18 protein-coding genes are annotated in these 22019 nt (G+C 36.6%); 10 read left to right on the forward strand and 8 right to left on the reverse strand.

Features of this window, described 5'->3' with window-relative positions; translation table 11 throughout:
• The first annotated feature begins 240 nt into the window (after positions 1-240).
• On the forward strand, positions 241-1554 hold the full coding sequence (gene miaB, locus D6734_01790; protein ID RMF97565.1) for a tRNA (N6-isopentenyl adenosine(37)-C2)-methylthiotransferase MiaB: 1314 nt from the start codon (positions 241-243) through the stop codon (positions 1552-1554).
• 4 nt (positions 1555-1558) lie between these two features.
• On the opposite strand, the gene D6734_01795 is transcribed toward miaB, so the two are convergent.
• A complete protein-coding gene (locus D6734_01795; protein ID RMF97566.1) occupies positions 1559-2320 on the reverse strand; it encodes an FAA hydrolase family protein in 762 nt (253 codons plus the stop codon).
• 72 nt (positions 2321-2392) lie between these two features.
• Entirely contained in the window at positions 2393-4645 is a 2253-nt protein-coding gene (locus D6734_01800) for a DNA translocase FtsK (protein ID RMF97567.1), read from the reverse strand.
• Between the two features lie 193 nt (positions 4646-4838).
• Between D6734_01800 and D6734_01805 the strand changes: the two genes are divergently transcribed.
• The 7 genes from D6734_01805 to pgsA all read left to right on the forward strand — a co-directional run bounded on the left by D6734_01805 (position 4839) and on the right by pgsA (position 11756).
• Positions 4839-6650 (forward strand): ATP-dependent metallopeptidase FtsH/Yme1/Tma family protein, encoded by a 1812-nt coding sequence (locus tag D6734_01805; protein RMF97586.1) that lies wholly within the window; start codon positions 4839-4841, stop codon positions 6648-6650.
• Positions 6651-6753: 103 nt separating this feature from the next.
• Complete coding sequence (gene folP, locus D6734_01810; protein ID RMF97568.1) at positions 6754-7599, forward strand: dihydropteroate synthase; 846 nt, start codon at positions 6754-6756, stop codon at positions 7597-7599.
• A gap of 20 nt (positions 7600-7619) precedes the next feature.
• Complete coding sequence (locus tag D6734_01815) at positions 7620-8396, forward strand: TIGR00159 family protein (GenBank protein RMF97587.1); 777 nt, start codon at positions 7620-7622, stop codon at positions 8394-8396.
• Entirely contained in the window at positions 8393-9322 is a 930-nt protein-coding gene (locus D6734_01820) for a hypothetical protein (GenBank protein RMF97569.1), read from the forward strand. The genes D6734_01815 and D6734_01820 overlap by 4 nt, the downstream gene beginning before the upstream one ends.
• 51 nt (positions 9323-9373) lie before the next feature.
• The gene (locus tag D6734_01825) at positions 9374-10093 is read left to right on the forward strand and encodes a pyridoxine 5'-phosphate synthase (GenBank protein ID RMF97588.1); all 720 of its coding nucleotides are present in this window, start codon (positions 9374-9376) and stop codon (positions 10091-10093) included.
• Between the two features lie 15 nt (positions 10094-10108).
• A complete protein-coding gene (locus D6734_01830; protein ID RMF97570.1) occupies positions 10109-11116 on the forward strand; it encodes an aspartate-semialdehyde dehydrogenase in 1008 nt (335 codons plus the stop codon).
• A gap of 97 nt (positions 11117-11213) precedes the next feature.
• The gene (gene pgsA / locus D6734_01835) at positions 11214-11756 is read left to right on the forward strand and encodes a CDP-diacylglycerol--glycerol-3-phosphate 3-phosphatidyltransferase (GenBank protein RMF97571.1); all 543 of its coding nucleotides are present in this window, start codon (positions 11214-11216) and stop codon (positions 11754-11756) included.
• Positions 11757-11777: 21 nt separating this feature from the next.
• Here the strand turns inward: pgsA and der are convergent, their stop codons facing one another.
• The 6 genes from der to D6734_01865 form a co-directional block, all read right to left on the reverse strand.
• Positions 11778-13082 carry a ribosome biogenesis GTPase Der gene (der, locus tag D6734_01840; GenBank protein ID RMF97572.1) on the reverse strand — a complete coding sequence of 435 codons (1305 nt, stop codon included), beginning with the start codon at positions 13080-13082 and terminating at the stop codon, positions 11778-11780.
• A gap of 71 nt (positions 13083-13153) precedes the next feature.
• On the reverse strand, positions 13154-13450 hold the full coding sequence (locus tag D6734_01845; protein ID RMF97573.1) for an integration host factor subunit beta: 297 nt from the start codon (positions 13448-13450) through the stop codon (positions 13154-13156).
• Positions 13451-13466: 16 nt separating this feature from the next.
• Positions 13467-15197, reverse strand: a complete 1731-nt coding sequence (locus D6734_01850; GenBank protein ID RMF97574.1) for a 30S ribosomal protein S1 — start codon at positions 15195-15197, stop codon at positions 13467-13469.
• 27 nt (positions 15198-15224) lie between these two features.
• Positions 15225-15926 carry a (d)CMP kinase gene (cmk, locus tag D6734_01855; protein RMF97575.1) on the reverse strand — a complete coding sequence of 234 codons (702 nt, stop codon included), beginning with the start codon at positions 15924-15926 and terminating at the stop codon, positions 15225-15227.
• 1 nt (position 15927) lies between these two features.
• Positions 15928-17232 (reverse strand): 3-phosphoshikimate 1-carboxyvinyltransferase, encoded by a 1305-nt coding sequence (aroA, locus tag D6734_01860; protein RMF97576.1) that lies wholly within the window; start codon positions 17230-17232, stop codon positions 15928-15930.
• A gap of 9 nt (positions 17233-17241) precedes the next feature.
• The gene (locus D6734_01865) at positions 17242-18111 is read right to left on the reverse strand and encodes a prephenate dehydrogenase (GenBank protein RMF97577.1); all 870 of its coding nucleotides are present in this window, start codon (positions 18109-18111) and stop codon (positions 17242-17244) included.
• 223 nt (positions 18112-18334) lie between these two features.
• On the opposite strand from D6734_01865, the gene D6734_01870 reads away from it, so the two are divergent.
• Together D6734_01870 and D6734_01875 are read left to right on the forward strand one after the other, a co-directional pair.
• On the forward strand, positions 18335-20107 hold the full coding sequence (locus D6734_01870; protein ID RMF97578.1) for an ABC transporter ATP-binding protein: 1773 nt from the start codon (positions 18335-18337) through the stop codon (positions 20105-20107).
• Complete coding sequence (locus D6734_01875) at positions 20108-21922, forward strand: ABC transporter ATP-binding protein (protein ID RMF97579.1); 1815 nt, start codon at positions 20108-20110, stop codon at positions 21920-21922.
• The last annotated feature ends 97 nt before the right edge of the window (positions 21923-22019 follow it).

Here is a 22019-nt window from a genome sequence, read left to right on the forward strand (position 1 = left end):
GTATTAGGTGCCGGCACCATTATATGTCCTAAATGTGATACCGAAATTTCATATTCCTTATTGTTCGATGATGAAATTGAATGTCCTCTTTGTGGCACGGTTTATATATTAGATGCCAAGAAAAAACATTGGATTCCAAAAGGCAAATGACATCTCAAAATTGAAAGCGCATCCACTATTTTGACATAGTATCTCAAATAAATTATAATTCCATTCCTTGTTAATCAAGTGGGTATTCCTATGGAAAAGCAGAGATACTTTATTCATACTTTCGGGTGTCAGATGAATGAGCATGACTCTCAGCGAATAGCAGGTATTCTCGAAGCTGATGGCTATTCAGAAACATCTAATTCATCAGATGCCGATGTAGTCCTGCTCAACACCTGTTGTGTGCGTGCAAAGGCAGAACAGAAGGTACTATCTGAAATAGGAAAACTTTCCCTTTTAAAGGCAAGAAGAAATTTTATTTTGGCTGTATGCGGTTGTATGGCGCAGAAAGAGAAAAGAAAAATTATTAAACGGTTTCCTGAAGTAGATATTGTCTTGGGTACAAATGATGTAATTCACCTCAAAAAAGCAATAGATAAAGCTAAAAAAGGAGAAAAGACTATATTTGCTTCATCAGATTTCAAATCTTTCAATAGCGCAATTCCTTTCTTGAAGAAAGGAAATATAAAAGAATTTGTGACCATTATGGAAGGATGTAATAATTTTTGCAGTTATTGTATTGTTCCCTTTGTGAGAGGGAGGGAAAGAAGCAGACCTTTGGAAGAGATAATTTGTGAGGTGGAGCATCTTGCAAAGGGTGGTTGTAAAGAAGTTACATTGCTGGGCCAAAATGTTAATTCCTATAATTCACCGTCATCTGACGCTTGTGATTTCTCGACTCTTTTAGAGAAGATTAATGAAATAGAAGGTATCGAGAGGATTCGTTTCGTTACATCACATCCGAAGGATTTTGACAGGAAACTTATAAATGCTATTAAGAGGCTTGATAAAGTTTGCAGGAATATCCATTTACCTCTTCAGTCCGGATCTGACAAAATTCTTAAGTTAATGAATCGAAACTACACCGTTGAAGAATATATGGAGAAAATCGAGCTGTTAAAGAGTGAAATTCCAGAGGTGGGCATTTCGTCAGATATTATTGTCGGATTCCCGGGAGAAGATGAAGAAGATTTTAATTATACATTGAATGCCATTGAAAAGATTAGGTTTGATACCCTTTTTTCTTTTTGTTATTCCCATAGACCTCCTGCAAAAAGCTCTACATTAGATGAAACTTTGACTATTGAGGAGAAATTAGAGCGGCTCAACCTTCTTCAGTCGATTCAAAGGAAAATCTCTATGGAAAAGAATATTGCAGAGGAAGGAAAGATAAAGGCTGTATTGGTCGAAGGTGTGAGTAAAAGAAGCAGCAAGGATTTAACAGGCAGGACCGAACAAAACAGAGTTGTTAATTTTAAAGGTGATGAATCTTTGATAGGGAAAATTGTGCAGGTTAAAATTACCAAAGCATACAGCAATAGTCTTCGAGGCAGAATTGACCGATAAAGCTTCAAGATTCTTTATCGACACTATTTTCCAGTCTGCCGATTCCTTCAATCTCTACTGCAATTTCATCGCCAACTTTTAAACTTCCAACGCCTGGAGGTGTGCCGGTGATAATCACGTCTTCAGGCAGTAGTGTCATTATTTTCGATATGAATGAGACAAGAAAATATGGCTTGAATATCATTAAATTTGTTGATGAATCTTGAACTATTTTGCCATTTAGGTAAGTTTTTATTTTAAGGTGATTAGGGTCTAATTCTGTTTCGATTACTGGACCTAACGGGGCAAAGGTATCAAATCCTTTTCCTCGAGTAAATTGTCCATCCTTCCTTTGCAAATCCCGTGCAGTAATGTCGTTTGCGCATGTAAATCCTGCCACATATTCCTTTGCTTCTTCTTCAGATACATCTTTACATCTTTTCCCAATTACGATTGCAAGTTCTCCTTCATAGTCTACCTGTCTCGATTGAGGAGGATAAATTATCTTCTCCTTATGACCTATTACCGATGTTGACGGCTTCATAAATAGCATTGGCTCATCGGGAATTGGTGAACCAAATTCCTTGGCATGGTCTTTGTAGTTCAAACCGATAGCTACTATTTTGGAAGGATTACAAGGTGTTAAAAACTTGGCAGATGATAAAGGGAATTTTTTCCCTGTGAGAGAATAGTCGTCAAAAAAATTTCCAGTGATCTCTTCGATATTCCCATTATTGATTATGCCTTCAATCTTTCTATCCTCGATAATAACCTGTGCAAACTTCATTTTATTCCTCGCTTTGGATTTGAATAGTTGTAGAAATTTTATGATGATTGAATGTCGCTATCAGATAAGAATTTAGGATTGATTTTCTTCATTGTCGTTTTTGTACTTTTTGCGGTTTTCTAAAAATTCTTCAACTTCTGTTTCATCGATAAGAACTTCTCGGGGTTTCACACCGTCTGCCGGGCCAATAAGGCCTTCTGCTTCCATCTTTTCAATAATTCTCGCCGCCCGATTATAACCAACTCGGAATTTTCTTTGGACCAATGATATAGAAACGCTTTTTGTTTTTGCAAGCCATCTTACAACTTCTTCGTATATCTCATCCTCTTCTTCCTCAATTTCACTTTCTTTTTCGCTCGGCAATGGAGTAAGTACAGTCATATCGGGCTGTGATATACCCTGCGCCTTGATATGGTTTACTACAGCTTGAACTTCCGTATCTGAAACAAAAGCACCATGAATTCTAGTTAAGCGATTATAACCCGGAGACATCAACAGCATATCACCTTTGCCCAATAATTGTTCTGCGCCGTTTTGGTCTAGAATTGTTCTTGAATCCACTTTCACAGATACTTGCAGGGCAATCCGCCATGAAAAGTTTGCTTTTATAACTCCTGTAATTACATCTACTGATGGTCTTTGAGTTGCCATTATTAAATGTATGCCTGCAGCTCTTGCCATTTGGGAAAGCCGTTGAATTGAATCTTCTACTGTTTTTGACGCCGCAATCATTAAATCTGCCAGTTCATCTATGAAAATAACGATATAGGGTAAAATATTTTCTTCCTCATCCCTGTTTTCTTCTCTTAATAAGCGATTATATCTTGTTATGCTTCTAACTCCCCTATTTTTCATCAACTGATATCTTCTTTCCATTTCTCTTACTGCCCATTGAAGAGCGTAAGATGCTTCTTTTGGATTTGTTACAACCGGTGTTAAAAGATGAGGTATGTCTTGATAAACAGAAAGTTCAAGCATTTTCGGGTCAACCATTATCATTTTAACTTCTTTCGGTGTTGCTCTGTAGAGGAGGCTTAAAATCATCATATTTACAGCAACACTTTTACCTGACCCTGTTGCCCCTGCAATCAAAAGATGCGGCATCTTTGCTAAATCTTCTACCACAACATTGCCAAGTATGTCTTTCCCAAGGGCAATACATATTTTTGAAGGATGAGACTGAAATTTATCAGATTGAAGGATCTCTTTAAGATAGACATTTTCTCTTTTATTGTTTGGAATCTCAATCCCCACGGTGCCTTTTCCGGGTATGGGCGCTACAATTCTAACATTGATTGTTTTCATTGCCATTGCCAAGTCATTGGTGAGCGACACAATTTTATTCAACTTTATTCCCGGTGCAGGCTCAAATTCATACATTGTAATAACAGGGCCAGTTCTCACTTCGCAAACCTTTCCTTCGATACCGAAATCCAAAAGTTTTTTTTCTAATATCTTTGAATTCAAAAGGATATCCTGTTTGGTGATTTTCGATTCACTTTTTTTCGGTTCTCTGAGAAGATTTAGAGAAGGGAGCATATATTCTTTGGCGAAATCAAAGCGCTGCTGTTCAGGTTCGGGAATTTCCTCTCCTTTGTCCATATCGATTTCGATTTGTTCTATATTTGGTCTGGGTTTCTTCTTTTCACTCTCAATTTTCGGTTTTATATTGGCGGAATGCTTCTTTTTTTGTTTCCAATTGATATAGAAGTCAAATGCCTTATCGATTTTTTCATAAGACCACCGTACCGAAACAGCAACTGCATTAAATGCTTTTCTCGTTATATCAATAATGGAAAATTCTGTTAGAAGGAAGAGAGAGAGAATAAAAAATGAAACAAGAATAATATAGGTGCCGGCAGGTCCGGCAAGTCTTTCTGAAGGTCCTGTCAAGTATAGACCAATTATGCCGCCAGGAGTTATACCCTTTGAAAATTCAATAAGCTCATTATGCCTGAAAGGAAATTGAAGCAGCGTGCATAAACTTGTGAAAAAAAGTATGAAACCAATGGACTTTATAACAATGTGGTCTATCTTTTCCTTCCTTATGAGGTTTAAACTGAAAAGGAAAATAAAAAGAGGCATTAAAAGAGATGCATAACCGAAAACCTCAAACAAAAGTGCCGAACATTCTGCCCCTATTAAACCTGCAAGATTGTTGTATTTGCCTTCTGTTATGTTTTTGGAATCAGCAGAAAACCAAGTCGTATCATGGGGATTGTGCGATATAAGACTAAGAGAAAGAAGAAGTGCAAAAGCTAAAAGAAAGAAAGCACTTATATCTCGTTTTATACTTCTACCCTTTGAAATTTGTCCTTTGCTCATTTTTCAGCATATTATGTAAAAGCACTATTGAAATTATATAGAAAAAACAACAGTTCTACAAGGATATAGTATCTCATCTATTCCAAAAAAGAAAAGTAATTTGTTGATTTTTTTCTGTATTTTTTTTAATATGATTTTGCGTTACTAAGATAGAATCAATAGAAATAAAAGGATTATGGCTTCCGGTGAAAAAATGAATCAATTCTATAAGAATTTAATGTTGTGGATAATACTGATTGTATTCACAATAATTCTATTTAATGCCTTCAATAACAATAAAAATATTGCAAATGAATTTGATTATTCAAAATTTCTTCAATTTGTAAATGAAGGCAAGGTTGTAAAGGTAACAATTCAGGGAAATGATATCGAAGGTGTTTTGACTGACAATTCAAAGTTCAAAACTTATGCACCTGATGACCCAAAATTGATTGAGTTGCTCACAAGCAAAAATGTGCAGATTAAAGCCCTTGCGCCTCCTTCATCTCCTTGGTATGTAGTTTTTCTTTCATCTTGGTTTCCTCTTCTTGTGTTGTTGGGAATATGGGTTTTCTTTATGCGTCAAATGCAAGTGGGAGGAAATAAGGCGCTTTCCTTTGGCAAAAGCAAGGCAAGGCTTCTCAATGAGAGTCAGAACAAAGTCACTTTTGATGATGTAGCAGGCATAGATGAGGCAAAACTTGAAGTTGAAGAGATTATCGAGTTTTTGAAAGATCCCCATAAGTTTCAAAAACTGGGAGGCAAAATACCTAAAGGAGTTCTGCTTATAGGTCCTCCCGGCACAGGAAAAACTTTGCTTGCAAGAGCCATAGCAGGCGAAGCAGATGTACCATTCTTTTCAATATCTGGTTCTGATTTCGTAGAGATGTTTGTAGGCGTTGGCGCATCGAGAGTCAGAGATCTCTTTGAGCAAGGAAAGAAAAATGCCCCTTGTATTATCTTTATCGACGAAATAGATGCAGTAGGACGTCATCGCGGTGCAGGACTTGGGGGTGGACACGATGAAAGAGAACAGACATTGAACCAGCTTTTGGTTGAGATGGACGGATTTGAATCAAATGAAGGAGTGATATTGATTGCAGCAACAAACCGTCCTGATGTTTTGGATCCTGCTCTTTTGAGGCCCGGTCGTTTTGACCGGCAGGTGGTGGTTCCGAGGCCCGATGTAAAGGGGCGCGAAGGGATTCTGAAAGTTCATACCAAGAAAATTCCTTTGGCGGAAAATGTTTCCTTGGAGATCATTGCAAGAGGAACTCCCGGATTTTCAGGTGCAGATTTGGCAAATCTTGTCAATGAAGCCGCTCTTTATGCAGCAAGGATAAATAAAGATAAAGTTGAGATGTCTGATTTTGAATACGCAAAGGATAAAGTCTTAATGGGCGTTGAAAGAAAAAGTATGATCATAAGTGAGGAAGAAAAAAGAATTACTGCTTATCATGAAGCAGGTCATACATTAGTCGCAAAACTTTTGCCGGGTACTGACCCAATTCATAAGGTCAGTATAATCCCGAGAGGAATGGCATTGGGGGTTACACAACAGCTTCCAATGGATGAAAAACATACATATCCTCTTGAATATCTCAGGAATAATATCTGTGTTTTGCTTGGCGGAAGACTTGCTGAAGATATAATCTTGTCACAGCCAACAACAGGTGCCGGCAATGATATTGAAAGAGCCACTGAATTGGCAAGAAAAATGGTATGCGAATGGGGAATGAGCAAAGAGCTGGGGCCCCTGACATTTGGGAAAAAGGAAGAGGAAATTTTTCTTGGAAGAGAAATTTCTAAACATAGAGATTACAGCGAAGCAACAGCCGTTGCGATTGATAGGGAAGTTAAAAATATTGTAATGGAATGTTATAATCTTGCTAAGTCTCTGCTTCTATCAAAAATTGATGTTCTCAATGCATTGGCAAAAGCTCTTCTTGAAAAAGAAGTGCTTAACGGCGAAGAGATAGATAAAATTGTCAATAGCGAAGGTAAGGAAGCCATCACGGCTGCATAAAGAAATTCTTTAAAAAGAAAAAAAAGAAGTTAAATATTGTATTTTATTGAATCCTTGAAGAAACATTTCACTTTTTTATCCTATTCTTTTTTGGAGTTTTTTGATGAACAATTTCCGCATAGATTTTCCAAGAGGTATTTCTCTTTGTTTGGATAATTCACTTGCAGTAATGGGAGTCATTAATTGTACTCCTGATTCTTTTTATGACGGAGGAAAATACAGTTCTGCTGACGAAGCAGTTGAAAGAGCATTAAGAATGGAAGAGGAGGGAGCAAAGATAATTGATGTAGGTGGTGAATCGACAAGGCCGGGCAGTAAACGAGTAGATGCAAAAGAGGAACTTTCAAGAGTTATTCCTGTTGTTAAAAAATTGCGGAAAAAAAGTAAAATTCTAATTTCTGTTGACACATATAAATCTGAAGTTGCAACTGCCGCTTTAGACAATGGAGCTGATTTAGTAAATGACATTAGTGGATTCGATTTTGATGCAAAAATGCCTGAAACTATTGCTCATTTTGGATGCCCTGTAATTATAGGGCATATTAAAGGCAAACCGGAAACTATGCAAAAAGGAGTAAAATATAGGAATGTTGTCAATGAAGTAATGAAAAAACTTGAAGATAAAACAGATATGGCTGTAAAATCTGGTATAAGGAAAGATTTAATTCTTATCGATCCGGGAATAGGATTTGGAAAGAAGGTTGAAGACAATTTGAGAATAATCAAGTATCTCAATCAAATAAAGAAGCTTGAAAGGCCTATAGTCATAGGTGCTTCGAGAAAAAGCTTTATTGGAAAGATACTGGATGTAGAACCGGAAGAGAGATTGGAAGGGAGTCTTGCTGTTGCTTCTATTGCCGCATTGAATGGAGCAGACATTATAAGAGCCCATGATGTAAAGGAAACTGTTAGAGCTCTTAAAGTTGTGGAAAGCATATTATCTGCATAGGAGATAAATTGGAATTACCTTTGGGCATAACTTATATTGATCTTTTTAAAAACGCTCTTGATATTCTTATTGTGGCATTCATCATTTATCGCCTTCTCCTTTTCATAAAAGGAACACGAGCAATACAGATGTTAATCGGTTTAATTCTCTTTAGTTTCGTCTATTTGCTTTCTGAATATTTCGAATTTACAACAACTCACTGGATAATGGAACATTTCTGGTCAGTTCTCCTTATTGCCATTCTTATTCTTTTTCAACCGGAGATTAGAGCAATGCTTGCCGAGATGGGACAAAGACCAATTATGGCTTCCTTCTTCAAATACGAAGGACAACAGGTAATGGGTGAAATCATAAAAGCCGTGATGATTTTGTCAGAAAGAAGAATAGGGGCTCTAATTGTCCTTGAAAGGGAAACGAAACTGCGTCCCTATGTGCAAGTTGGTGCCATTCTTATGAGCAGAGTTACGGAGCGCCTCATTTTAAGCATTTTTCAACCAGAATCACCACTTCATGACGGCGCTATTATTATCGGAGAAGATAATAGAATTTTTGCTGCCGGATGTTATTTACCTCTTACTTCAAGGACAGATATATCAAAATATTTGGGCACAAGGCACCGGGCAGCGGTAGGAATTAGTGAGGAAACAGATGCCGTTGTAATAGTTGTTTCTGAAGAAACCGGAACAATTTCTATTGCAGAAGGGGGTCAGCTTTATAGCAACCTTTCAGAAGATTCACTAAGAGAGAGACTGCAGTCTCTTTTTAAGATAACGGCGAAAAAAGGAACAAAAAAATGAAAAGATGGCTGTCGAATAATCTGCTGCTAAAAGCTTTTTCGCTTTTATTTGCGGCTCTCTTATGGTTTTATCTGACTGCGGAGCAGGAAGCGGAACTTGGTTTCCCAGTAAGAATCGAATTTAGTGGACTGCCTTCATCTCTCGTAGTATCAGAAGGTAAAATAGACCATGCTACAGTATGGCTTCGAGGAGTAAGAAGAAACCTTTTCAACCTTAGAGCGAAAAATATGGTATTTAAGGTAGACCTGAAAGAAGCAACTGAAGGAATGCTTGTTTATCCACTAACAGAAGATGGATTGGAAAAGATTCCTGGCATTGTTGTTGAGAAAATTGTGCCACCTGTTTTGAATTTGAAAATTGAGAAGCTTATTAAAAAAAGTCTTTATGTCAAACCAAAATTGAAAGGAATGGTCCCGCGCGGTTATGAGTTTGTTAGCGCATCAGTTTATCCAAGAGTTATACAGGTGCGTGGAAGAAGAAGTGTCCTTCAGGGAATGAAAAGTATTTATACCTACCCTGTGGATATCTCAAATTTGACACAGCCTGCCAATTTTGAAGTTCCAGCCAATTTAGAGGCATACGATTTAGAGCTTGTTGATGATTCGCGTATGGTTAAAGTTCGAGTAAATGTGAAAGAACATATTGTCCAAAAAAGATTTGTTGGCCTTCCTCTTATAGTAAAAGAATTACCTCAGAATTATAATGCAACGATTACACCTACCACCACAACCATAGAAGTAAAAGGACCGGAAATTTTACTTGATAATTTAAAACCTGTGGATATAAAGGTCTTCGTAAGTGCTAAAAATTTGCCGGCTGGAATCTTTTATAAGAGACGAGCAGAAGTAGAACTTCCTGAAAAAGTTTCCGTAGTAAAGATTGAGCCGGCACTTTATAAGATAAAGAAGTTCCGTAGAAAAAAATAGAGTAGTTTTTCATAGGTTTTTGATTAGCAAGTTAATAATTAAGGTAAAGTGATAATGAAGTTAGGTGTGAATGTTGACCATGTAGCCACGATCAGACAGGCACGGGCTTCAAAAGTTCCTGACCCTGTGGAAGCAGCGCTTGCGGCTGAACTTGCAGGAGCAGATGGTATTACCGTGCATCTAAGAAGCGACCGTCGCCATATTCAGGAGAGAGATTTAAGGCTTCTTAGAGAGATAGTTAAGACTAAATTAAATCTTGAAATGGCAGTTACAGATGAAATGACAAAAATTGCGGCTGAGATAGAACCTCATTCAATTACTCTCGTTCCGGAAAAACCGGATGAGCTGACAACAGAAGGCGGGCTCGATATCAAAGCGAATATGAATGCAATCGAAAAATTGATTAAAAAACTTGAAGGCAAAAGCATTATTATTGGGGCTTTTATAGACACAGACATAGAACAGATAGACTGTGCAGTGAAATTAGGCCTTAATCATATTGAAATAAATACAGGAAAATATGCCGAAAAATGGCCTGAAAGAGAGGCAGAAGAAGAGCTTGAAAAAATAAAAAGGTCAGTTGATTACGCGTTACAGAAGGAATTGATTGTCAATGGAGGGCACGGACTAGATTACAAAAATGTCATTCCTATTCGGGAGATAACAGGCATAAATGAATTGAATATTGGACACAGCATTGTTGCAAGAGCTGTAATCGTGGGAATGTATGAGGCAGTATGTGAAATGCTGGCTCTAATTGGTGATTTTTAAAATCAGGAGAAAAAAATGTCGGGCAGTTACAATGTTGCAGTTGTCGGTGCCACAGGCGCCGTAGGAAACGAAATGGTAAGTCTCTTGGAGGAAAGAAATTTCCCTGTTAAAAATTTAAGACTACTTGCATCTGAGAGGTCTTTAGGAAAAAGAATAAAATTTAAGGGTGAAGATATTCCTGTTGAGGTGTTGAGTAAGGATTCATTCAAGGGGATTGACTACGCTCTCTTTTCTGCTGGTGCTGCAAGAAGCAAAGAATTTTGTCCTATTGCAGCAGAAAGCGGTGCTGTTGCTGTTGACAATAGCAGTGCCTTTAGAATGGAACCTGATGTCCCGTTAGTTGTCCCTGAAGTAAATCCTCATGCTGCCTTCAAGCACAAAGGAATTATAGCCAATCCAAATTGTTCAACTATTCAGATGGTTGTAGCCCTTAAACCCCTTCATGATTATGCTAAGATAAAAAGGGTTGTAGTTGCCACTTATCAGTCTGTCTCTGGTGCAGGGAAAAGAGCAATGGAAGAATTAGCTTCTCAAAGCAGGGATATTTTGAATATGAAGGAAATAAGAATTGAAAAATTTCCTCATCAGATTGCATTCAACTGTCTGCCTCATATCGATGTCTTCCTTGACAATGGATATACAAAAGAAGAGATGAAAATGGTTAATGAAACCAAGAAAATTATGGAAGATGATTCCATTGCTGTGACTGCAACTACTGTTAGAGTCCCTGTTTTTTTAAGTCATTCGGAAGCTGTAAATGTTGAATTTGAAAATGATATTACCGTTGAAAAAGCACGTGAATTATTAGGGAATTTTCCAGGAATAGTTGTTGTCGATGATGTTAAGAATGCAAAGTATCCATTAGCAATCTATGCAGCAGGAAAAAATGAAGTTTTTGTGGGCCGCATCAGAAAAGATGTAACAGTGAAAAGCGGGTTGGATATGTGGGTTGTTGCAGATAATCTTAGAAAGGGTGCGGCTACAAACGCAGTTCAAATAGCAGAACTTCTTATAAAAAACTGAGTAAGTGACTAATGTCTCCATTCACTTATGTCATAAGATAATGATACAAAAAAATTTGCCGCCGACATTTTGTTAAAAATAACTCTGGTTTAATGGAATGAACATTGCCAATTGGATAACTGTTTTTAGAATTTTGCTTGTCCCTTTTTTTATAATTTTCCTATTATATGGAAGATTTAAAGAATCGCTTTGGCTTTTTTGTATTGCAGGAATTACAGATGGAATTGATGGTTACATTGCCCGCTCGTGGGGACTTAAAACTGAGCTTGGCTCATACCTTGACCCCCTTGCAGATAAGCTTCTTCTTGTGTCCTCCTTTATAGTTTTTTCATTGAAATTTCCCGATTTGATACCTCCATGGCTTACTGTCTTAGTGATAAGCAAAGACCTTATAATTGTTATTGGCGTCATTATTTTGCATTTTTTAATCAATGAGCCTAAAATTCAACCTTCCTTCATCGGCAAATGCACAACAGCCGTGCAAATACTTTTGATATTTTGTTCTTTGTTGTCCAAGACATCAGAATCATCATTACTTTTATCTACCATAGATGTAACTGTATATGTTGCAGCTTTTTTGACTGTAGCTGCAGGTATGCAATATGTTTTTTACGGGACAGCGCAATTAAATGGTAATTAGATTGGACGAGATTTAGAGTTTCTATTTTTTTCTAAATTTAAATTTAATTGGAAGACCTTCAAAGTCAAAATATTCTCGAAATCGTTTTTCAATGTAGCGAACATAGGTTTTGTCTATACTATTGGGATGGTTTGTGAATATCTGAAACAGCGGTTTAGAAGCAGGAAGTTGATGTATATATTTTAACTTGATTATTTTTCCTGAAGCTGAAGGATGATGATGTTCTTTTTCAATAGTTTTCAAAAAGCTGTTCAATTCTGAAGTGGAATATCGTTTTCTCATTTTTTCTTTTAATAAATTAAGCGCTCTAAATATCCTTGTGATTCCATATCCTGTTTTAGCTGAAACGGTAAGGATTAAAGGATAATTTAGCTTTCCCAATCTCATACGAACAAAGCTAATAAAATCATTTTGAGATATTCCTTTGTCTTTGATTAAATCCCATTTGTTGCAGAGCAAAATAAAACCGGCATTTTCTTCATAAATAAGGTTTGCAATTTTTAAATCTTGGTCTGTAATTCCTTCAGCAGAATCGATTACCAAGATGGCTATATCGCAATTTTTTAATGTATTTATTCCTGTAATGACACTTTCTCTTTCTCTCTTGTCTTTTATCTTCATTTTTTTTCTTATTCCGGGATTGTCGATAATCATCATTTTTCCTTCAGGTGTATCAAGAAGTATATCGATGCTGTCTATCGTCGTTCCGGGAATTTCACTTACTATTACTCTTTCGTCTCCAACAAGACTGTTTGCAATGGATGATTTCCCGGCATTGGGTCTGCCTAATATGGATATTTTTAATATTCTTTCTTCTTCAACTTTTGATGGTTCTATAATCAGTGAGGATATTTTCTCTAAAAGCTCGTCTAAACCTATTCTGTGCTGTGCAGATATAAGTAGGTATTCCTCGAATCCTAATTCATAGATTTCATTGGCATTTTGAACTGCTTTTTTTAAATCACATTTGCTGACAACAGGGATTATAGGTTTCCCGGACTTTCTCACAATATCTGCGAGTTCTTTATCAATGGGTGTAACTCCTGTTTTGCCATCAATTAGGAAGATTATTATTTCAGAGCGTTCTACCGATTTAACAGTTTCCTTTTTGACCAGTTGTTTTAATTCATCCTTCTCTTCATCATATCCCCCTGTATCGCTAAGAATAAATTGCTTGTCATCGGCAGTTACAATTGCTTCTACTCTGTCACGAGTTGTACCCGGAGTATTGCTTGTCAATGCCTTTTTTTTTCCAACCAAGGCATTGAATAATGTGGATTTTCCAACATTAGGTCGTCCAATTATTGAGACACTTTTCAACTGCATCTTTCTTACCTAAAAAAAAAGCAGGGCTTGACCCTGCTTATTACTATTCATTTTTTCAGCTATGAAATAGATTATTCCTCTTCTTTTCCTGATGAATCCACAAGCTTTTTTAATTCTTTTCCTGCCCTGAAAAAAGGCACTTTTTTTGGCGGCACGCTTACCTTTTCTCCTGTTAAAGGATTTCTGCCGTCTCTTGAATTTCTATGTCTAACTGTAAACGAGCCGAATCCTCTTATTTCTACCTTATCCCCTGCAACAAGAGCTCTTTTAATGTTTTCAAAAAAACAATTGACTACAGCTTCTGTCTGTTTTTTATTTAAGAATGATATTTTATCAGCTACTGCTTCTATAAGTTCTGCTTTTGTCATAACTTCCTCCTGAAATTTATTTATCTGATTTCAAGTCGGAATCGTCTATTACTGTTTTTAATTTTGGTTCGAACTTTTCTTGGTCTTCAAGATAATCCGTTATTTCTTTTTTCTCTCTTTCTTCTAAAAGTTCTCTAATGCTGAGTCCTATTTTTTTCTCTTCGCTGTCAATCCTGATAATCTTTGCTTCCACTTCTTCACCAAGAGTAACAGCATCTTCCGGCTTATCTACATTTTTAGTGCTCAACTCTGATATATGAATAAGCCCCTCGACACCGTCTTCTATCTCGATGAAAGCTCCAAAGTTTGCAAACTTGATGATTTTCCCTTTTATTATATCTCCAACCTTATATTTTTCTACTGCTTCTTCCCATGGGTCAGGCTCAAGGTGCTTCAAACTGAGAGAAACCCTTTCATTTTCTCTATCAATTTTTAGAACTTTTGCTTTGATTGTTTCACCCTTTTTCACAATTTCAGAAGGATGTTTGATTTTTTTGCTCCAGCTCAAATCTGAAATATGAATCATACCATCGATACCTTCTTCCAAGCCTATAAAAATTCCGAAGTCAGTAATACTTTTTATTTCTCCTTCAACAATCGAACCGGGAGGATACTTTTCTTCTATAATATCCCAAGGATTGGGTTCGCATTGTTTTAGCCCAAGTGAAATCTTCTTTGATTCTTTGTCGATACTTAAAACCACAGCTTCAACATTATCACCAACAGCCAATATTTTGGACGGATGTCTGATCTTTTTTGTCCATGACATTTCTGATATGTGAATCAAACCTTCAATTCCCTTTTCAAGCTCTATGAAAGCACCATAATCAGTCAAACTAACAACTCGACCGCGGACTTTTTCACCAACAGGATATTTTTCTTCTACATTATTCCATGGATTTTCTGTTATCTGTTTCAGCCCAAGAGAAACTTTTTCAGTTTCTGGTTCTATTTTTAGAATTTTCACTTTTATTTCATCACCAATCTTGAACATTTCAGAAGGATGGTTTATTCTCCCCCAAGTCATATCCGTAATATGTAGAAGACCATCTATTCCGCCTAAATCTATAAAAACTCCATATTCAGTAATGTTTTTGACAATACCATCAACAATTTCGCCTTCCTTGATTTTCTCCATTGTTTTGACTTTTTTCTTTTCTCTTTCTTCTTCAAGGATTTTTCTTCTTGATATGACAATGTTTCCCCGTTTATGGTTTACATTGATGATTTTAAAATCAAAAGTTTTACCAACCAATTCATCCATATTTTTAACCGGTCTGAGATCAATTTGGGAGCCCGGTAAAAATGCTTTTATGCCTATATCAACAGTCATTCCGCCTTTTATTCGTGAAATAATTTTTCCCTGAATGATTTCATCCCTTTCATATGCTTTTAAAAGCTCTTCCCATACTTTAACCTTGAGAGCTTTTTCTCTCGAAAGTACAATCTGGCCGTTTTGGTCTTCAATCATATCGAGATATACTTCAATTTCATCACCTACCTTTATATCAGCCATTTCTCCTGAGTGACTATAAAATTCAGAAATAGGCACATAGCCTTCTGATTTATATCCAACATCGAGCATTACCATATCATCGGAAATTGATATAATCTTACCTTTGATGACATTCCCTTCTTTGAAATTTTGCATAGTCTCGCTGTAAAGCTTCTCCATCATTTCACGGCTTAATTCCTGATTCTCATCGAGAGAATCCAAATTTAGTTTTTCTTCATTCGTTGCATCCATTTTGTTTTTTTATAACCTCCTATCCTATTATTTTTTTGCAGTTTTTTGACTGCAAAGTTTTTTTTCAATATATTTTAAAAGTTCGTCCACAATTTCTGACACATTTCTGCCTGTTGTGTCAATATATATCGCATCTTCAGCTTTTTTCAAGGGTGCATGTTTTCGTGTAGAATCGTCTTTATCCCTTTTTTTTATTTCTTCAATCAAAGCATCTAATGTTGTTTTTTCACCTTGGGCAATATGGTCTTTCAGCCTTCTTCTTGCTCTTTCTTCAACTGATGCATCAATAAAAAATTTTACATCTGCATCTGGAAAGATAACTGTCCCAATATCCCTGCCATCCATTACAACACCGCCGTTTTTACCTAAATTTCGCTGAATGTCAAGAAGAGCTTTTCTAACGCCCTCGAAGGACGAAACTTTTGAAGCTCCCATCGAAACTTCACGACTTCTGATTTTAGAAGAAACATCTTCCCCATTTGCTTTGATTTCAATACCCTCTGGTGTGTATTTCAGTGATACCGTAGTATTTAATGCTAATTCTGTCAATTCTTTTTCAGAATTTAGGTCTATCTTTTTTCTAATTGCCAAATATGCTATGGTTCTGTATAGCGCTCCTGTGTCGATATAGATGTAGCCAAGTTTTAATGCTATTTCTTTTGCCAGAGTGCTTTTCCCAGCCCCAGCAGGGCCATCGAGAGCTATTATCAATCTTTTTTTTTCTGCCATGTTATCTTCCTGCCGTTATTTTTCTTAAAAGGCTGTAAAACTGAGGGAACGATATATTTATACAGCCCGCATCTTTGATTGTTGTAGTCCCTTCAGCACAGAGTGCTGCAATGCTGAATGACATTGCAATCCTGTGGTCCCCATTGCTTTCAATAAGAGCCCCTTTGAGTTTTTTTGCCCCTTTAATTTTAATCCAGTCATCTCCTTCAGATACCTCAACACCCATATTTGATAAGCCTTTTGCCATTACAGAAATCCTGTCACTTTCTTTGTATCGAAGCTCTTTTATGCCTTCAAAGACACTTGTGCCTTCTGCCAAAGAGGCAAGAACAAAGATTATTGGAAATTCGTCAATAGTAAAGGGGACAAGACTTTTAGGAAACCTCATGGCTTTTAGCTTAGAAGCTTCAACCACTATATCAGCGCACGGCTCTCCACATTTTGATGTGCGATTTATAATCTTAAAGTTTCCCCCCATTTTTCTTAATGCTTGAAGAAATCCTGTACGTGTCCTGTTGATTCCTACTCCCCTTATAATCAATTTTGCATTTTCTATTAATGTGGCAGCCGCAATGAAAAAAGCTGCAGAGGAAAAGTCTCCGGGAATTGAAAAGTCTCTTGCTTTGAAAGGTGTTTCATTTTTTTTGACAAAAATATGCCTGCCTGAAACTTTTATATTGCCTCCAAAATACTTAAGCATCCTTTCTGTGTGGTCCCTCGATTTTGAAGGCTCTATGATTTCTGTGATTCCCTCTGCTTGCAATGCGGCGAGAATTATTGCTGTTTTTACCTGCGCACTCGATATGGGAAGGGAATATTTTATAGAATGCAGTTTTCTTCCTTTTATAACAATAGGTGCTAAAGTATTGTTTGCCCTTGCTGTAATGTTTGCCCCCATCAATTTCAAGGGTTTTATGATTCGAGCCATTGGTCTTCTCCTAAGAGAAGAATCGCCGGTGATTATTGATAAAAACTTTTGGCCTGCCAAAAGGCCTGTGAGAAGCCGTATAGTGGTGCCTGAATTGCCAGCATCGATGACATCTGCCGGCTCATTGAGACCGTTAATACCTTTCCCTTCTACAACAGCTCGATTTTTCTTTATCTCAATTTTTATTCCCATTGCCCTGAATGCATTGATAGTTGAAATGCAGTCGGCTCCAAGAGAAATTCCATCGATTTTTGATTTCCCCTCAGCAATGGAAGAGAATATAATTGCCCTATGAGTTATTGATTTGTCTCCCGGGATGGTTATTTCACCTGAGAGACTATTGATTTTCCCTTTGAGCTTTTTTGATGTTGAAGTCATAACCTTATTTTATTTGATCCTTTTTCTCCTTTTTTGGGCTTTCAGGAAATATTCTTCGATCTCTTTTTTTTCTGATGATTTTATTAGAGCCTCAATCTTGTTCATTTGCTTTTTGAATTCTGATGAAACCTTCAAGACTTCTTTTTTGTTGAGTAGAATGATATCTGTCCACAACTGGGGACTGCTTTTTGCAATTCTTGTAAAGTCTTTAAAACCGGGTCCAATGCATTTCCATAAGTTGCTATTTTTTGCCCCTCTATATTCTAAAGTATTCATAAGAAGATAAACTGCAAGATGAGGGAAATGGCTTGTATAAGCAATCAATCTATCATGTTCTTCAGGCGACATTAAAACCGTTTTCATCCCGATTTTTTCCCAAAAATTTTTTATAGTAAGAAGAGATTTCTTTTTGCTTTCTTTTAATGGAGTTATTATCACTCTTTTACCTTCTAATATTGCGCTGTCTGAATACTCGATTCCTTTCTCTTCCATGCCGGCGATAGGATGGCTGCCTATGAAGGGCGCTTCAGAACCGCAATTTTTTTTAACGAATTTTACTATTGCACTTTTAGCGCTTCCTGTATCTGTTACAACTGAATTTTCTGAAAGATGCGGCAATATTTTAGAGATAGTGTCAGAAATTAAATGTACAGGTGTTGCGACAACAACAATTTTACAACTTCTAAGTAGATCTATTTTTTTATCTTTTTCGATATTGATGGCTTCATCTGCTAAATTTTCTCTGGCGACATAATCTAATGTTTTTTTATCAATATCAAATGCTATAATTTTCTTTTGAGGATGATGCTTTTTGATTGAATGCGCAATTGACCCTCCAATTAAACCACAGCCAATAATTGCAATTTTATCTATATCCATAAAAATCTTTCTTTTATAATGAGTTCATAAAAATACAAAGGGCTTTTATTATGAACAATTTGTTATTGTCAAGAAAGAGATTTCTCTGATTACTCTTAGTTTGGCTCATTAACGAAAACCTCGGCTCTATCTGAAATTTTTCTTTGAAATACAATTGTTTGAATAAATGTAAAAATTAATATAGAAAATAGTTAACTTTTCAATTTTAGCTTTCAGAGAGGTTATGAAAAGAGAATACTATAGAAAACTTTTATCAGTCTTAAAAAGATATTTGTGGTGGTTTGTTGGCGGCATTGTTGCCGTCATAGTTTTTGATGGCGCTACACTTCTCATACCATGGATATTGAAGATTGCCATAGAAGCTTTGAAAGATATTGACAATGCCCAACATTCAATTTTTTATTACGCCCTCTTGATTATGTCCCTTGCTATTGGAGGTTTTGTATTTCGTATAGTTTCAAGGCTATTTCTTTTTGGTGCTGCCAGATATATAGAGTATGATTTGCGGGAAGAGCTTTTTGAACGCCTATTGAAACTATCGCCTTCTTCATTGATTAAATTTCGTACTGGAGACCTTATATCAAGAGCATCAAATGACCTTAATACAATAAAAATGTTTATTGGTTTCGGTTTCCTTACAATCATCAGCACTGGTTTTACATATATCGTTGCTCTTTTTGCTATGCTCAAGCTTAGCCTAACATTGACTTTCTATTCTTTTATTCCTCTGCCCTTTATCATCATTGTTGTGAAGAAAGTTACTCCGAAGATGTATCTTATTTCAAAAGAAACACAGGAAAGATTGGGTGAAATAAGTTCAATGGTGCAGGAAAGCGTCAGCGGCGTGCAAACAGTCAAAGCTTTTGTGCAGGAAGATGCCGGTGATAGAAGATTTTATGATATAAGCCGCCATTATTACAATGCCCGAATCAGAATGGTTAAGTATATGGGATTAATATTCCCATTGATGGGAATGCTTGGAGGGATAGGCACACTAATTGTGCTCTGGAAAGGCGGAGAAATGGTGATAAATAAGGAAATCACTCTTGGAGATTTTGTTGCTTTCAACAGCTATCTTGGAATGTTGATATGGCCATCAATTGCATTGGGATGGATTTTTACTCTTATTCAAAGAGGACTTTCATCCTTTGAAAGGGTTTGTGATGTCCTTACTGCTCCTATTTTGGAAGAAAGTACGGAGTCATCCTGTGATGAGAAACTATCAGGTGATATTGAAGTTAAAAACCTTTCCTTTTCCTATGATAGCAGGAATGAAAATGGCAATACGCAAAAAGTGTTGAAAGATATAAACCTTACAATTGAGGAAGGAGAAACCTTAGCTATTGTAGGTCCCACAGGTTCAGGAAAAACAACCTTTGCAAAGCTTCTTACACGACTTCTCGAAGTTCCACCTGATACAATCTTCATTGGAGGAAAGGATATATCGAAACTCTCTTTTGATTCATTGAGAAAGACAATTGGATATGTTCCGCAGGAAGGATTTATATTCCACAATACAATTCGGGAAAACGTTGCATATGGACTGGAGGGAGATGCATCTAAAAATGATGATTTATTGAAAAGAGCACTGAAACTGTCTGATTTTATGAAAGAAGTGGAGCTCTTTCCTAAAAAGCTGGAAACCGAAGTTGGAGAGAGAGGAATTACTCTCTCAGGAGGGCAAAGACAAAGGTTAACGATTGCCCGTATGCTTGTTTGCGATCCTGAAATAATAGTTTTGGACGATTCACTTTCGAGTGTAGATACTCATACGGAAAAGAATATTTTAAGCAATATCAAGGATATTCTTGAAAAGAAAACATCGATAATTATTACACATCGGATATCACCACTGAAATATGCAGACAGGATAGCCGTTATAGAAGATGGGAGGATAACTGAAATAGGCACACACAATGAATTGATGGCTAAAGGGGAAAGCTACTTTCGCCTTTACAATAGGCAGGCTATTTTCGAAGAGATGGAGGAACTTTAAATGCCTGGTGCTCATGGAAGAGGAAGTGTTTTTTTGGAGGAAGGCGATTTAGGTAAGGCATATGATTCTAAAATTATAAAACGGCTTTGGCTTTTCATCTCTCCTCATAAGTGGCTTATTATATTTTCAATTTCGCTTCTGCCTCTCGTTGCAGGATTACAGTTGTTGCAGCCCTATTTAATCAAAACTGCAATCGATGAAAACATTTCACGGGGGAAGCTTGAAGGTCTTAACCTGATTGCCGCAATTTTCTTCTGCGCATTGATAGGCCAATATTTAGTAACCTTTCTTCAACAGTATTTACTTCAATTATCAGGACAAAGGATTATTCTCGACTTGAGGACTAAGCTCTTTTCTCATATGCAGCGTCTTCCGCTATCTTTTTTTGATAAAAATCCTGTTGGCAGAGTGGTAACTCGTCTTACTTCTGATGTAGAAGCCTTAAATGAAATGTTTACTTCTGGTTTAGCTTCATTTATAGGCGATGCCTTTATGCTTTGCGGAATAATGATTGCTATGCTTCTTCTGAATGTCAAACTTGCATTGGTGACTTTATTGGTAATTCCTTTTCTTGCTGTAATAGCGGCTTTTTTCAGAATAAAAGGAAGGAAGGCATATAGAAATATCCGCACTAAAACGGCATTGGTTAATTCTTATTTGGAAGAGAATCTTTCCGGAATTGAAATAGTTAGGTTATTTAGAAGAGAAAAGAGAAATTTTAATGAATTTCAAAACTATAACAGAGAGCTTAGACAAGCCAATATTTCTTCTGTTTTTTATGATTCCTTTCTATATGCATCTGTTGAATTGATAGGGTCAATTGGTGTTGCAATTATAATTTGGTATGGAGGCGGTCAGATCCTCCAAAAAACTCTTACATTCGGTGTATTGGTTGCTTTCCTTGAATATCTTCAGAAGTTTTTTGTGCCTATCCGAGATTTATCTGCCAAGTATGCTATTATGCAGCAGGCAATGGCTGCTTCGGAAAGGATTTTGAAGCTTTTTGATGAAGAAGAAGAGGATTTGTCAAAAGGCGTAAGTAAGGTTGAATCACTCAAAGGGAAAATAGAATTTAAAAATATTTCCTTTTCCTATAATAAAGGAGAGCGGGTTATTAAAAACTTTTCGCTTACGATTCAGCCTGGAGAAAAAGTAGCTATAGTAGGTGCCACTGGAGCCGGGAAATCAACACTTTTGAAATTGCTCTTGCGTTTCTATGAGCCTGATGAAGGGACTATTCTAATCGATGATGTAGATATCAGTCATTTGAGCAGACAGTGGATTAGAAAAAATATTGGAGTAGTTCCTCAAGATATTTTCCTTTTTGCGGGAAATATTGAGGAAAATATACGACTGTCGAATAATTCTGTTACAGAAAAAGAGCTGATTGAGAACATTAGAAAGGCAAGAGCAGACAGAGTGATAGAAAAATTAAAATTAGGACTGAAAGAATCAGTTTCTGAAAGAGGGAATAATTTTTCAAGCGGGGAAAAACAGCTTCTATCCTTTGCCCGTGTTTTGACATTTAATCCTCATATTCTTATCCTCGACGAAGCTACTTCAAATATTGATGCAGAGACAGAACATCTTATTCAGGAGGGGTTGAAAGAATTATTGAAAGGAAGAACATCTATTGTGATTGCACATCGGCTTTCAACAGTAAGGTATGCTGACAGGATTGCTGTAATGCATCATGGAGAACTCAGAGAATTGGGAAGTCATGAAGAGCTGTTGAAAAGAAAGGGAATTTATTACAGGCTTTATAGGTATCAGGGTGGAATTGAAGAAATGCGTAATCAGAGAGTCAACCTATAAAATAATAGTAAAAATTTTACATTCTTTACAAAAATTTTACTGTTTATATATTGTATCTTTTATCTAAATATTATACTGAACATTTTCAAATCAATGT

The organism is Candidatus Schekmanbacteria bacterium (assembly GCA_003695725.1).
In the GTDB taxonomy this organism is placed as follows: Bacteria; Schekmanbacteria; GWA2-38-11; order GWA2-38-11; family J061; genus J061.